11 protein-coding genes and 1 rRNA gene are annotated in these 15457 nt (G+C 45.1%); 1 reads left to right on the top strand and 11 read right to left on the bottom strand.

Features of this window, described 5'->3' with window-relative positions; translation table 11 throughout:
* Positions 1-331 (bottom strand): 16S ribosomal RNA (locus tag CXK86_RS07380); the annotation flags it as partial.
* A 711-nt stretch (positions 332-1042) separates the two neighbouring features.
* Between CXK86_RS07380 and CXK86_RS07375 the strand changes: the two genes are divergently transcribed.
* Positions 1043-2416 carry a molybdopterin-dependent oxidoreductase gene (locus CXK86_RS07375; RefSeq protein ID WP_101313564.1) on the top strand — a complete coding sequence of 458 codons (1374 nt, stop codon included), beginning with the start codon at positions 1043-1045 and terminating at the stop codon, positions 2414-2416.
* A 133-nt stretch (positions 2417-2549) separates the two neighbouring features.
* Here the strand turns inward: CXK86_RS07375 and ligA are convergent, their stop codons facing one another.
* The 10 genes from ligA to rfbC all read right to left on the bottom strand — a co-directional run bounded on the left by ligA (position 2550) and on the right by rfbC (position 15452).
* Positions 2550-4571, bottom strand: coding sequence for an NAD-dependent DNA ligase LigA (gene ligA, locus CXK86_RS07370; protein WP_047840609.1), 2022 nt, complete (start codon positions 4569-4571; stop codon positions 2550-2552).
* Positions 4572-4858: 287 nt separating this feature from the next.
* Positions 4859-7213 (bottom strand): DNA helicase PcrA, encoded by a 2355-nt coding sequence (pcrA, locus tag CXK86_RS07365; RefSeq protein ID WP_101313563.1) that lies wholly within the window; start codon positions 7211-7213, stop codon positions 4859-4861.
* Between the two features lie 357 nt (positions 7214-7570).
* The gene (gene pcrB / locus CXK86_RS07360; protein ID WP_076254149.1) at positions 7571-8266 is read right to left on the bottom strand and encodes a heptaprenylglyceryl phosphate synthase; all 696 of its coding nucleotides are present in this window, start codon (positions 8264-8266) and stop codon (positions 7571-7573) included.
* 115 nt (positions 8267-8381) lie between these two features.
* A complete protein-coding gene (locus CXK86_RS07355; RefSeq protein WP_076254147.1) occupies positions 8382-9257 on the bottom strand; it encodes a phosphatidylinositol-specific phospholipase C/glycerophosphodiester phosphodiesterase family protein in 876 nt (291 codons plus the stop codon).
* Positions 9258-9381: 124 nt separating this feature from the next.
* Positions 9382-10782 carry an undecaprenyl-phosphate glucose phosphotransferase gene (locus tag CXK86_RS07350; protein ID WP_076254146.1) on the bottom strand — a complete coding sequence of 467 codons (1401 nt, stop codon included), beginning with the start codon at positions 10780-10782 and terminating at the stop codon, positions 9382-9384.
* Complete coding sequence (locus tag CXK86_RS07345) at positions 10779-11768, bottom strand: glycosyltransferase family 2 protein (RefSeq protein ID WP_083685081.1); 990 nt, start codon at positions 11766-11768, stop codon at positions 10779-10781. Before CXK86_RS07345 ends, CXK86_RS07350 begins: the two co-directional genes overlap by 4 nt.
* A 283-nt stretch (positions 11769-12051) precedes the next feature.
* The gene (locus CXK86_RS07340) at positions 12052-12636 is read right to left on the bottom strand and encodes a PglD-related sugar-binding protein (RefSeq protein ID WP_076254144.1); all 585 of its coding nucleotides are present in this window, start codon (positions 12634-12636) and stop codon (positions 12052-12054) included.
* 348 nt (positions 12637-12984) lie between these two features.
* Entirely contained in the window at positions 12985-13851 is an 867-nt protein-coding gene (rfbD, locus tag CXK86_RS07335; protein ID WP_076254142.1) for a dTDP-4-dehydrorhamnose reductase, read from the bottom strand.
* Positions 13848-14873, bottom strand: coding sequence for a dTDP-glucose 4,6-dehydratase (gene rfbB, locus CXK86_RS07330; RefSeq protein WP_076254141.1), 1026 nt, complete (start codon positions 14871-14873; stop codon positions 13848-13850). The genes rfbD and rfbB overlap by 4 nt, the downstream gene beginning before the upstream one ends.
* A gap of 24 nt (positions 14874-14897) precedes the next feature.
* A complete protein-coding gene (rfbC, locus tag CXK86_RS07325; protein WP_076254139.1) occupies positions 14898-15452 on the bottom strand; it encodes a dTDP-4-dehydrorhamnose 3,5-epimerase in 555 nt (184 codons plus the stop codon).
* Positions 15453-15457: the final 5 nt, after the last annotated feature.

Raw genomic sequence — 15457 nt, 5'->3', positions numbered from 1 at the left:
TCCCAGTGTGGCCGATCACCCTCTCAGGTCGGCTACGCATCGTCGCCTTGGTGAGCCGTTACCTCACCAACTAGCTAATGCGCCGCAGGCCCATCCTCAAGTGACAGATTGCTCCGTCTTTCCAGTTCCCTTCAGGCGAAGAAAACAATTATTCGGTATTAGCTACCGTTTCCGGTAGTTGTCCCAAACTTGAGGGCAGGTTGCCTACGTGTTACTCACCCGTCCGCCGCTAACCATCAGAGAAGCAAGCTTCTCTTCAAGTCCGCTCGACTTGCATGTATTAGGCATGCCGCCAGCGTTCGTCCTGAGCCAGGATCAAACTCTCCAATAAAGTATTGAAAAGAGCGATAAGCTCATTTTGAATCTGACGATTCATTGTGAATCAAAAGTTACTATCCATTTGTTCAGTTTTCAAGGAACTTGTATGTCCGTTTATGTTGATGTTTGCCAACCGGACAGGAATCTTATCATATCATGTTAACTAACTTACTGTCAACACTTTGTTTTCGTCATCTTTCAAATGATTATGACAATCATTCGTTTGAAGCGACAAGAAATAATATATCACGTAGTGATTTATTTAGCAAGCATTTTTAATCAACCTTTTGATATCATGATATCTTCATCTACGGTGTCTTGTTTCCAACCTGTATTCGACAGATTAGCACATTCTCTAAACAAGTGAAGGGTACCCTTAAAGTGCATTACATATAAAAGAAATAACTCAATTCTATAAATACTCCCTTCTATAACCACAATTAATAATGATCTAGATGAGTTTTAGTTAGAGTACCGATCGATATAAATATCCCTGGCCTTCTGATGGTTTGAAGAAAGTGATCCAAAAACTCTATAATAAGGTATATAGATATAGAGATAAGGTTAAGCAGTCAAGTGTACTACTTTCATAAGTAGCCTATGAACAATCGTATAACCATCTCGCATTGCACCTTTACACAGATCACGTACTCCATTCACAGCTAGCTATTACATATCAAAGTTCTGAATAAACTCATTACTAACCTATATGGGGTGATCGCACTTGAAACAATGGTTGAAGAACAGACGCAAAGGTTACGGAAAAAAGTTGGTTTCCATCCATGCTTGGAATGCCTGGATTGTTGTGATCCTTGCTATAACAGGTCTTATGCTGGTAGGCGGCTTTTGGCGCGAGATACTCGGAATTGGACGTGTCTGGTTAAAATGGCTACATATCATCGTTGGGCTAGCTATGCTGGCACCCGTAGTATATTACTTAATTTTGGCCGGAAAGCACTGGAAACAGCTTCGTAATAGACCTTGGCAAAGGGTGAACACCATCTTTGTTCTTGCTCTGCTGGTAGGCTGGCTACTCTCGGGTATTGTATTATGGCAGTTCAAGCTGGCTGGACCTCGATGGTCGAATGCTGCACTTTTGATCCATGACCTGCTGACTTGGGTGGGCCTACCTTATATTATCTATCACTCCATCACTCGGACCAAATGGTTAAAGGATCCTGCACGTCGTGCGGTTAAAACCACTACAACTTCAACACGAACTCAAAATACAGCTGATCCATCTGATTCAATATCGGATGAAAAAGAAACTCCGGCTGCTATATCTTCTTCCCAGTTTGATCGCAGTTCCGAGAGAGATCCCCTCAAATCAGAGGAGCGACCTCAACCATTGTATACACGACGAGCTTTCATCCGTTCTGCTGTGGGGGTTGGTCTCGCCGTGACTCTTGGTCCTACTTTTATATCCTGGGTAGGACGAAATCTCAAGATCGATAATAGTATTGATAGCATGCTGGAGAACGATCCTAACCGTATGGTTCCTCTGCCACAACCGCTGTCTGCCTCTTCACCTCCCATTGGAGGCGGAGCTGAAGGTCATTTCCGCGTATATACGGTTACGCCTATACCGTCCTTCTCCAATGCTAACTGGTCTTTCCGAATCGATGGACTCGTTGAACGGGCACAGGTTTGGAATTGGGAACAATTCGTGAAGCTGGCGCGCACCGTACAGGTTAGTGATTTTCACTGTGTAACGGGCTGGTCTGTATATAAAAATACCTGGGAAGGTATTTCTCTTGCACAGCTTTTGAAACAAGCCGGGGTCAAACCGGAAGCTCATAGTGTGAAGTTTTATTCCGGTGATGGTGTGTATACGGATGCCATTACGATGGATCAAGCACAAATGGAAGATATTATGGTCGCTGTCATGCATGATGGCAAACCTATCCCTGCTGATCTTGGCGGTCCGGTACGGCTCGTCATTCCTCAGATGTATGCCTATAAATCAGTAAAATGGTTGAATCGCATTGAACTCATCGACAGTGAACATATCGGTTACTGGGAAGAACGAGGATATGATAAGGATGCATGGCTTACAGGCGCATCTCAGCGCATCCCTAACAATTTAAGTGGATCATGATGAGATGAGATAAGATTGGTGAGCGTTCTTTCGTTGTAAAAATAATTCAATAAATAGCAAAAGCCCCCGATCACATATTCATGTCTTCGGGGGCCTTTTTCTTTTTCCTCATTATGAACTCTCTGATTACACTTTAACCCTGTGGGTTCAAAAGACGTACAAGTTCGTCCTCATCCTCAATCGTAGGAATGCCGAGATCATGGGCTTTGGTTAGTTTACTACCTGCCTTCTCTCCGGCAATAACCAAATCTGTCTTTTTCGACACACTGCCAGTCACCTTCGCTCCGAGCGCTTCCAGTCTTTGCGTTGCCTCTTCCCGCGTCAATTGATGCAGCGTTCCGGTCAAGACGACCGTTTTACCACTGAAGAAGGAATCTTCCACAACAGCAACGGCTGGTGCCTCAGGTGCCTGAGCTTTCACACCCAAGTTGAGCATTTTCTCAATTGCAGCCTGTGTAAACGGATCTGCAAAAAAGTTTACGATGCTCTCTGCCACAATACCACCGACGTCGGGTAGTTCAACCAGTTCTTCCACAGTTGCATTCATAATGGCGTGCAGATCTCGATAATGATCAGCGAGCATGCGCGTTGTCGATTTACCTGTATTCGGAATACCCAGTGAGTATAAGAAGGAAGCCAAGTCTCTATCTTTACTAAGCTCAAGCGCAGCGATAAGGTTGTTCGCTTTCTTTTCCCCAAACCGCTCCAGCTTCACCAAATCATCAAACTGTAACGTATACAGGTCGGCAGGCTCACGTACGTTCAATTCATCATACAACTGAATCGCTGTTTTCTCACTGAACGTCTCGATGTCCATGGCATCACGAGAAGCAAAATGGGAAATACGTGCCACCGTTTGTGGTTTACACGCAAGTCTATTGTTACAGAACAGATGCGCTCCACGTTGCTCCAGTGGGAATCCACATGCCGGGCATTGCTCAGGGAAGACGATCTCCTCGCCATCACTCTCCTCTGTCACTTTACCCAGAATCTCAGGAATGACATCATTGGAGCGACGGATAAAGACCCGTGTACCCAGAGCGAACTTCAGATTTTTGCGCTCAATATCGCCGACATTGTTCAGCGTACAGTTCTGTACCGTTACCCCGGCAAGTTCAACCGGTTCTACGCGTGCCAGCGGAGTTACTTTACCAGTACGGCCCACATTCCATACCACAGCGTTAAGAACCGTCGTGGTCTCTTCAGCCTCGAATTTATATGCCACCGCCCAGCGAGGGAATTTATCGGTATAACCCAACACTTCGCGGGTGCGCATGTCCGTAATTTTGATAACAGCTCCATCGATCAGATAGTCCAGCTGACCCCGGTTCTCCTGAATCGCGGCCAGTTGTTCCATCACATCATCAAACTCATGGAAATAAGTAATCGATGGATTAACTTTGAATCGGTTCTCACGCAGGAAGTCCATCATCTGCTGATGATTGGCAAACTGAATGTCATCCGAATAACCTACATTATAAAAATAAGCATTCAACCGACGCTCAGCCGTCGCCTTCGGGTTCAGGTTGCGGAGCGCTCCCGCTGCTGCATTCCGCGCATTCTTGAGTGGCTCTGCCGCTGTCTCATTGTATCGGTCCAAGACAGACAGATTCATGATGCCTTCACCCTGTACTTCAATCGTACCGCTTGTGTAAGGAATTTTGAGCGGAACGGATCGGATCGTTCTCACCTGTGCCAAAATCCCTTCGCCTACAGTACCGTTACCACGAGTAGAGGCTTGTACCAACTCACCGTTGGTGTACGTCAGGTTCAGCGTCAATCCGTCAAACTTCAACTCAATAACATAACCTGGTTCCGGTAAAGGCGTATCGGGATTTTTACTGTTATAGTCATTAATCAGTTTCAGTACACGGGTATTCCAGCTCCGAAGTTGCTCAATATTCTGTGCTTTGTCCAGACTCCATAAGGAAGATAAGTGGCGATGCGGGGTAAACCCCTTGAGCAGTTCGCCGCCCACACGCTGTGTTGGAGAATCAGGCAGAACCATGCCGCTTTCCTGTTCCAGCGTAACCAGTTCATCGTACAGAAGATCATACTCCTTATCGCTGATCTGTGGCTGATCCATCGTGTAGTACTGATAATTATGCTGGTTCAGCTCGGTAACGAGTTGCTCCATCCGGTGCATCGGGTCCATACAGGGCCATCCCTCCGTTAATTTAATCTATATATGTAGAACGAACACTCCTATTGCACGTAAACTCCGATAACAGAACAACGTTCCATCGTTGATATCACTACATAATTTCAATGAATGAATATCCACACTGACACTCCGATAACAGAATAACTTTCTGATCGCTGTTATCCCCGGACTTCTTTTAATCCATTTTAAAAGGTGGAAATCCGGGGATAAAGGCGAACGTCTTGCTTCTTCAATTTATTTCTGTACTCTCTGTTATCGTGCAAAAGGAGGTTTCGTTCTTATTCTACTTTTGTAATTGGGGCAAATCCGGCAAGCAAACGTTTCACACCCACCGGAGCCGGGAAGGCAATCTGCAGTTCGGTATCATTACCTGTCCCTTTGACCGCAACAATGGTGCCTGTCCCCCATTTGCCATGCTGCACTTTATCTCCTGCCTTGAATCCTGCTTCACCATCAGAAGCTACCGGCTTGGAAGCAGATGATGGCGTAGAATATGTTGGGCGGGAGACACTTGTGGTCACACGCGAAGTTGGCGTGGATGAGGTAGCAGATGAACCGCTTTTACTTTGGTGATCAAAGAGCTTGGTGCCGCCACCGAAGTTACTTCCTCCACTAGAGCCTAACCCACGTCCACCATATGAGCCGCCTCCGCTACTTCCACGACGGTAACGATCACGAGCCATGGAGGTGTCTTCCTTCAGCTCATCCGGAATTTCATCCAGGAAGCGGGAAGGCGGGTTCGCTGTTGTACGTCCAAACAACGTCCGCATCTGTGCACAAGACAGGAACAGTTGCTCTTCCGCACGGGTGATCCCTACATAAGCAAGGCGGCGTTCTTCCTCGAGCTCTTCATTATCCATAAAGGCCCGGCTATGAGGGAAGACTCCTTCCTCCATACCCACGATAAAGACAACCGGGAACTCCAGACCTTTGGCACTGTGCATGGTCATCAGGGTAACAACGTCGCTCTGATCCTCTTCATCATCGTTCATGCTGTCGATGTCAGCAATCAATGCAAGATCGGTGAGGAACGACACGAGCGTTTTGTCTTCATTATTTTTCTCAAATTCCATCGTTACCGACAGGAACTCTTCAATGTTCTCCAGCCGTGCACGGGATTCGAGTGTGTTTTCATTTTGCATCTCAAGACGGTATTGGCTCATCTCAAGAATCTTCTCGGTCAATTCAGTTACAGACAGATACTCTACCATCTGATGCAACGCAGCGATCATGTCATAGAACTCCACCAGCGCATTCCGCGTACGGCCAGCAAAACCAAGATCGTCCACGACCTGAAGTACACGGAAAATAGAAATTCCACGCTCTCCTGCCGCAGCCGCGAGCTTCGCTACCGTTGTATCACCGATGCTACGTTTCGGTACATTAATGATCCGGGTAAGGCTGATATCATCGTCGGGGTTGGATAACAGGCGCAGATACGCCAGAATGTCCTTGATCTCTTTACGATCATAGAACTTGATGCCGCCGACAATCTGATACGGAATATCAGACTTGATCAGAATTTCCTCTATAACCCGGGACTGGGCGTTAGTACGGTACAAAATGGCATGGTTCTGATAGGATTTGCCGTTCTTCACATTTTTACTAATCTCGGAGGTAACAAAATACCCCTCATCATGTTCTGAATCCGCACGGTACACCTTGATCTTCGAACCGCCCTCTTTGTCCGTCCACAGTTTCTTCGGTTTACGCCCTGTATTCAGGCCGATCACTTCATTCGCTGCATTCAGGATATTGGAAGTTGAACGGTAGTTCTGCTCCAGCAAAATCGTACTTGCTTCAGGGTAATCTTTCTCAAAGTTCAGGATATTGCTGATATCCGCTCCGCGCCAGCGATAGATCGACTGGTCACTATCTCCCACAACGCAGATGTGGTGGTGACTATCAGCGAGCATGCGGCACAGCATGTACTGCGCACGGTTCGTATCCTGATATTCATCAACGTGAATGTACTGGAATTTCTTTTGGTAAAAGTCGAGGACTTCCGGCACTTCCTTGAACAGTTGAATGGTCTGCATAATGAGATCGTCGAAATCAAGTGAGTTGTTGGCTCTTAACTTTTTCTGATACATCTTATATACCTTCGCTACAATACCCTCGAAATAATCTCCTGCCTGCTTCTCATATTGCTCCGGACTAATCAGTTCATTCTTCGCCGTGCTCATCATGGATTGAACTGCTTTGGGCTCGAATTTCTTGGTATCGATATTCTGATCTTTCATACAGCTACGAATTACAGATAATTGGTCCGATGAGTCCAAAATACTGAAGTTGGAGGTAAAGCCAATACGTTCAATGTCACGGCGCAAAATACGCACGCACATGGAGTGGAACGTGGATACCCATATGTCGCGGCCCTGAGATCCACCTACGAGTTGGGATACACGGTCTTGCATCTCACGGGCGGCTTTGTTCGTAAATGTAATCGCTAAAATGCCCCACGGGGGCGCTTTCCGTGTTGCAATGAGGTAGGCAATCCGGTGTGTCAGCACCCGGGTCTTGCCGGAGCCCGCTCCGGCCATAATCAGCAACGGGCCATCCGTCGCCTCGACGGCTTGCCGTTGAGGGGTGTTAAGCCGTGCAACGGCATCATGTATATTTACAGGTTGCATGCATGCATGCTCCTTTCGTTGGTTGGTCTATAAAGCAAAATTAATAGGTTACACTCGCCACTCCGATGACAGAATAATCTTCCGATCGCTGTTATTCCCGGATTTTTCGATCTACTTTTTCAAAGGTAAAAATCCGGTAATAAAGGCGAACGCTCCGCTTCTCCAGCTTATTTCTGTCCTCTTCGTTCTCGTGTAAAAATTAGTTTAGCTTATATTTAAAGGTAGTAAAAATACAAGAGAGAACACTTCGTTTCTGTGTAAACCTTACTCTTGTATACGAATTGCTTAATTAGTAAGGGCAAAGTTCTATTTTAACAGATCATAAGGGGAAAATGGGGGAATGGTAAACTAAACCGATTAAATGGTTCCTTTTACAGCCAACACCGTCTCAAGTGCCTTAGTTAAATCGCTATACACAATGTTACCTACCACGACAGTATCTGCCACCTGGGCAGCTTGCGTGGCTTTCTCCGGATCATCAATTCCACCGCCGTAGATGAGGTGTGCCCGCTCCAATTGTCTGTGTGTCTCACCAACAAGTTCCATATCTCCGAACGTTCCGCTGTACTCCATATATACAATTGGAAGATTGAGCAGACGCTCCGCAGCCTGGGCATATGCCACCGCAGCTCCTGTCGTCAGATCCGTATCTGCACCAGTCAACCGCGCTACCGTAGAGTTTGCATTCAGGACGATATAACCTTCGGCAATCAGCAGATCCCAAGGGATAAGATAACCGTAACGCTCTATGGCTTGCTGGTGGTGCCCAATCATCCATTTGCTGTCCATTGCATTCAAGACCATAGGGATCAAATATCCGTCAAACCCGGGAACAACAGCCTCCAGATCGGATACTTCAAGCACACATGGCAATTCATAACGACGCACTCGGGACATCAGGTCTACCGTGTTATCATAGGTAATTCCGGAAGATCCGCCAACGATAATTGCATCTGTCCCCGACATGCAGACCAGATCGAGTTCTTCGTCCGTAATCTCCCGGTCCGGGTCAAGCTTAAATACATGTCTCCACTGCTTAATCATGTCTATCAACGAACATTCCTCCAGAGGTTCTTCTGCATCCTAGAAAGCTTGTAAACTAAGTCTAAGTCAGCAGACAGTGAGTGTCAATGTTCGTATAAAAAGGGGAACAGGAAAACAGGAATTTTTACGGTTTCCAGGCAAAACGTGTATTCATCTCATCCAGTTCCTGCTCCGTCAGCACGTCCGAGTAGACCCCGTACACGCCCCACTTCTCATAGTTAGCCACCTGTTCAGTATCGTTGATAGTATGCACGTAGGTGACTGAGCCTGCACTATTCAGCTTGGCCACGAAATTCTGGTTTACTTTATATTCCGGCATAGTCACGGCATCAATATCATTCTTTTGCACAAAATCAACAACCTGAGCTTCTGTATCCTGTGTGGCATATAACGTATAGATAATGGAAGGGAATGCATAGACTTCTTTCACCGTTTCAAGCATCGGTTCGTTATAGATCTGTACAACCACCCGGTCCAGCACGGATGAATCATGTTCTTTGGCTGCATCCACGAGGGATCTTAACACCTGCTGAATATCCTCATCCTTCTGTTCCTTGGTGTCGGTTACGATATACATATCCGGATACTCGGCCAGTACATCTATAATGCCATCGGCATCCATGGGTTGATACATGCCTAAAATAGGCGTATTCATAAATTCATCATGTGTCAGTGCCCCGGCTTGTTTATCCTCCGGAAGCTCTTCGTCTTGTCCTAGCATTTTGCTCATATTAGCGGTCCATTCATGTCTGGCTACGGCTTTGCGATCCGATGTTAACATAAAGTCGATCTCAAATACACGTGTGCCTTTCTCGTAATTGGCAATCATCGCTTCATAGGCGTTGGTATATGGTTGATCACGAATGCTGCCCATCGCATGGGCGATTAATCTATAAGCGGTAAATCCGTCCCGTTGTTCCTCACTCTCGCTTTCATAGGCGAAAAAGAGTGTGCCCACGGTAACGATCAGTAGTATTAACACGGCGGCAATGCGTTTCATATCACATTCACATCCTCAGTACCTTTTTGTTAGCTAACTACCCGAATTGATGAGGTGCAAAACAAAATAGCCGCCCGAGGCGGCTGTTAAATGGTGGTATGCAAGATTAAATGAATTGTGAATCTCAGTAAGCATTCTTAAGGCCTTTGCGAATAGTCTCCCATATGATTTTGATATCAAATAATAAAGACCAATTTTCAATGTAAAAGATATCTTGTTCAATACGATCCTCGATTGAGGTATCTCCGCGCAGTCCTTTGCTCTGTGCTAATCCTGTTATTCCCGGGCGGACGTGGTGTTTGATCATATATTTCGGGATTTCATCCCGGAATTGGTTCACGTAGTAAGGACGTTCTGGCCTAGGGCCAACTACACTCATATGACCCATCAGAACGTTGAAAAATTGAGGTAACTCATCTAGGCTTGTGCGTCTTATAAAAGTGCCAAAAACGGTTCGACGCGGATCATCCTTAATGGACCATCCAGTGTCTATTGTGCCCTCAGGAATGACTTTCATCGAGCGGAATTTGAACATCATGAAGTTGCGTCGGTTAAGTCCTACTCGCTCTTGTTTGAAGATGACTGGTCCTGCAGAAGTCAATCTTACTCCTACCGCGACAACGAGCATTACCGGAGAAGTTAACAGAATCGCCACTAGCGAGAACACTATGTCAAAGGTTCGCTTCATCAATCGGTTCACCGCAATATCCAGCGGAATATCACGGACATTAATCATGGGCATACCCGCAAAGTTGTCGAAATGAGGCCGTGCTGGCAAGTAATCAAAGAAATCAGGAATGATTAGTGTCCGGACCCCTGCCTTCTCACACACATTGATAATATGCGAATACTTATCATGAGCATCCAGAGGTAATGCCAGAATGACTTCATCAACAAGATGCATAGACAAGAACTCTTCCAGTTCATCGATTCGGCCAAGAATGGGTTTGTATCTTTTCTGTTCACTCTGATCCCAGTGACGATAATCATCCATAAATCCAGTTACTTCATATCCAAGTTCGGGATAATTTTTAAGGTTGTCATAGAAACGCTTGCCCAGTGATCCAGCACCAAGGATGAGCACAAACTGACGATTGAAGCCTTTTTTACGCAAGCGTTTCAGCTGCACTTTCACTATATAGCGATAGATCAGTGTGAATGATATATTGCCAATCATATACATGGCAAGATATGCACGAGAGATGTTTACTTCCTTGAAAAAGAACATCAGGCTCATTAGCATGAAGAAGGCTATGCCATGAGACTGGACGATTTTCCAAAGTTCGTCTACAAATCGTTTTTTTCGCTTGGCTATATACAGAGAGGACATCAGTCCTGTGATAATGGTAAGAACTGCGTAAACCAAGCTCCACATCATATACTTCTCTATAGGTAGTGGATTTTGGTTCGTTAACAGGTCACTCTCAAATTTCAGCCACCAGGCTAGCAAAAATGAAATCTGAATCACGCCAAAATCAGCCGCAATATACAATTGAGTTAGAAATCGTTGATTACGCCGAATCATGGGTTCACCTCGGAAGATGCTTCATTCTCCGCTCTCATGCGGGTTGCAGTCTGCCCTTGTCGAGAAGGAAGGGACAATTTGCTGCGCAGCAGGGACAAAGTAAATTTGAGAGAGATGCCCACCCACACAGCTGTATTCTTGAGTAGATTGTACTTCTTCGCGTAGTGTTTGCGGTGGAACACCCACATCGCTCTATGAAACTCATACGTTATTTTCAAAGGTTTACGACGAGCACTGCCGCCCTTATAGTGCACAATATATGTACGCGGATAATAAAAAATGCCCCATCCCGCTTCTTTGATGCGATAACACCAGTCAATATCTTCTCCATACATAAAGAACGTCTCATCCAACCCGCCAACCTGCTCAATCGTCTCACGCCGCACTAGCATGAACGCACCGACAAGACAGTCTACAGGATATTCATCATCCGGGCTCAAATGTCCCAGTTGATATTGATTAAACTTCGGCCGATCAGGGAAAAGACGAGAAATACCGAATGCATAATAAAATGAAGCCGATGGTGTAGGAAATCCACGCTTACAAGCCTTATCCAAGGAGCCATCAGGCAGGATGACTTTGCAGCCAGATGCTCCCATCTCAGGATGGCGATCCATGAATCCGATCATCGTTTGCAGCGTATCCAGCTGAACGACCGTGTCCGAATTGAGGAGCAGGATATAGCGTCCTTTGGCTACTTCCATTCCTTGATTATTGGCAACAGCGAAGCCTGTGTTATGGTTATTGGCAATCAATTGTACACTTGGGTAAACCTCACGGATAGCTTCCACTGAGCCATCATGCGAAGCATTATCGATAACAATGATTTCAAGGCGATAGGAGGTGTGAGTAGCATACACTGAAGCCAGACAATCCAGCGTCAGCTGACGGGTGTTGTAGTTGACGATGATGATGCTGGCGTCTGGGGGGTGAACTATGTTGCTGATTTCCGATCCTACCCGCGGAGCACCTATGAATCCAGTCATTGTGTAAAAACTCCTGACATTTTTTGCTGTAACAACAGAATTTGATATTCACGAATCATAAAAATCCTTTTTATGAATTCTAATACTAATACTTATTTATTGAAAGTATAGCATATTATTCTGAAAGAGAGGAAAGGAGATCTATCGCAATTACCACATCATACTAAAATAAACAAACCATTCTCCACTTAATCTTTGAAGGTTGGTCATATTATTAACTCTGCCAACTGAATTTTGATCTAATACGGATTCATGCATGTATCGGATTGCATTAAGGCCTACTTTATTTATTATCTATCCTTTTTTGGTAATATGTTGTTCCTGCTTTAATAAAGGAATTGTCTTCTATAGTGTTTCCGTTAATAATTATAGAGGAGGCCCCTAAGAAACAATTACTACCCACATGAACAAACCCGCAAATGTTTACTCCTGGTGAAAAGAAACTATTATCCCCAATTGTTGAATCGTGATTTATGATTACACCTGGCCAAATAAAGTTCGCTTCCCCCAACTGAACATTGAAATCTACAACTGAACCAACAGAAATTATGGTTCCCCTTCCAATACTAGCTGATTTACTGACATATGCTCTAGGGTGAATCAGCGATACCACTTCGTAACCCTGATTGATGATTTTCTCGTATACATCCCACCTGGCTGCCAAATTGTTGTATCCAATGGCTATTGCAATTTCATATTCATTTGGACTATATTTTTTGATAACATCCTCAAAAGAGCCGAGAACTTCCGTCCCTCCATTGAAATCATCAATAAATCCAATAAAATTATGCCCGCACTCCAGAACGAGTTCTCTAACATAACAGGCAAAACTTTGTGAACCATAAATAATCACATTTTTTTCCTTCATCAACTTCCACCACCTCAGTAAATCCCATAACATATTGGCATATTATTAATTTCATACGTGGTCCTTACCACATTAAAAATAAGGTGCATAAGATATATTGTTTTTAACAGCTTGCTTACGCCATTTGCCCAATCTACACGGCCTTCCAAACACTAAACCATTTTACTCAGTGCCAGACTTGGTGTGTAAGATAACTACTATAGAAAGTTCTTTCACTACACTCCATTTTGTTTGGTGACTAAACTATAGATTACGGTAGCTATTTATTAATATCCTCCCATACTTTAACCTCTTCGGAAAAAGCATGGAGGATCTACTAAAACAAAGTACCAACTAAATATGATGGATTTAATCTTTTAATTTTGAAATCAAAAAACTTTTCAATCCTTCACGCCAAGGACGCAAATCGTTAAAACTGTTAGTCCGAATAGACAAATGGTCTATCACTGAGTTGCGTGGGCGTGGTGCCGGACGCGGAAAATTTTCGGTTGTACATGGCTCTAATTTTGCTTGAATGCAGATCCCCGCTACAGCTTGCGCTTCCTCAAAAATTGCTTGCGCGAACTCATACCAAGTGCAGGCCCCGCTGTTGGATGCATGATATACACCATACTTCTCCGTCACCATGAGCTCAAGTAGTACCCCAACCAAATCCACGGTATACGTTGGTGATCCTTTTTGGTCATCGACTACTTGCAGTTTGGGCTTTTCTTGACCAAGCTTCAGCATCGTTTCGACAAAATTATTGCCATGAAGTCCGTATACCCAGGATGTCCGCACAATAAACCATCTTGACGACAACGTCTGTACCAGTAATTCTCCAGCTCGCTTGGACTTCCCATATACGCTTTGTGGGTTGGTATTGTCATACTCCTGATAAGGCTTATTCGAACTACCGTCAAAGACATAGTCTGTACTGATGTAGATGAGCTTCGCTCCTACCTTTTCTGACGCTACGGCAACATTGCGGGTTCCCACCGCATTCACCGTATAAGCTCTATCTGTATCTGTTTCAGCAGCATCAACAGCTGTAAAAGCAGCACAATGGATGACCACCTCTGGTCCATATGAAACGATGACGTCATTAACCTTTGATTGATCAGTAATATCCATCTGATCACGGTTGCATGCTAGAACGGAATGTCCCTCCTTTTCCAAAAGCAGCACTACATCCCGTCCTAGTTGTCCGCTAGCCCCTGTAACTAGTACCTTCATTGCTTCGCATCTCCCAAGCGAGAGCCGTATTGTTTGGAGTAATACTGTTGGTAAACACCCGATTGTATCCGCATCCACCACTCTTTGTTGTCCAGATACCATTGAATGGTCTCCTTGATACCTGTCTCAAACGTGTGCTTCGGCTTCCAGCCGAGCTCGGACATCATTTTGGTCGGATCGATGCCATATCTGCGGTCATGTCCAGGACGATCCTGTACATATTTAATCAAAGACTCTGGTTTGCCAAGCTGCTCCAGAATGGTTTTTACAATGTGCACATTGGTCCTCTCGTTATTGCCGCCAATATTGTACACCTCACCATCCCGTCCCTGGTGGATAACCAGATCGATAGCACTACAATGATCTTCAACATAGAGCCAATCCCGAATATTCAAGCCGTCTCCATATACAGGCAAGGCCTCATCTGCCAAGGCACGGGATATCATCAGCGGTATCAACTTTTCAGGAAACTGGTAAGGACCATAGTTGTTGGAACAGCGAGTTATGTTCACTGGCAGCTCAAAGGTTTCATGATACGCTCTTACAAGTAGGTCTCCACCTGCTTTGGACGCCGAATACGGACTGTTAGGCTGCAGCGGCGTCTCCTCCTTAAACAAACCTGTAGGACCGAGCGAACCGTAGACCTCATCCGTTGATACCTGGACAAACTTGGTGACGTTATGTTTTTTGGCTGCTTCTAGCAGTGCTAGGGTACCATTCACATTGGTCCGCACAAACACATCTGGTTCCAGAATGCTTCGATCCACATGTGATTCCGCAGCAAAGTTAACAACTACATCTATGCCTTGACCGATCAGGAGATCCATCTTGACAGTATCTGTAATGTCAGCTTTGATAAAGGTATGCCGCGTATTACCCTCGAGTTTCTTCAGGTTTTCTAGATTTCCTGCATACGTCAAGGCGTCCACATTGATAATTTCATAATCCGGGTGCCTCTGCAGCATATACATCACAAAATTGCTTCCAATAAATCCGGCACCGCCGGTAACGAACAGCTTCATAACATCGAAACCTCCTGTATCTCACTATCCAAAATTAAAGTTGATCTCTGCATCATGCAAAATCGGGTGTTTCTCGTCCTTCACCGATAAAATAGGATTGGAAATAGGCCAATCTATTCCAAGTGCCGGATCATTCCATAATATGCCACGGTCATCTTCCGGGGAATAGTATTCGTCCACTTTGTACAAGACTTGGGTGTTTGGTACGAGAGTACAAAATCCATGAGCAAAGCCCTTTGGTACAAGTAACTGTCGATAGTTATGCTCACTTAGAATAAACCCTTCCCACTGTCCAAATGTTGGCGAACCTCTACGAATATCTACAATTACATCATAGATTCCTCCAGAAATGACTCGAATGAGCTTCGTCTGTGCTTTGGGGTTTAGCTGATAGTGCAAACCGCGTAATACGCCAGCCTGTGCGGACAAGGATTGGTTATCTTGCACAAAGTGGTAGTTGAGTCCATGCTGCTGCATGTGCTGATCATTATAACTTTCCATAAAAAAACCACGATGATCCCCGTGAACCATCGGTTCCAGTAGACTGGCTCCTTGCAGCTTCAAAGGAGTTACTTTCATGAGCA

This window comes from Paenibacillus sp. BGI2013 (assembly GCF_002843485.1).
Taxonomy (GTDB): Bacteria; Bacillota; Bacilli; order Paenibacillales; family Paenibacillaceae; genus Paenibacillus; species Paenibacillus amylolyticus.
The sequence above is the reverse complement of the archived record's forward strand: the minus strand, read 5'-3'. Positions and strand labels throughout refer to the sequence as shown.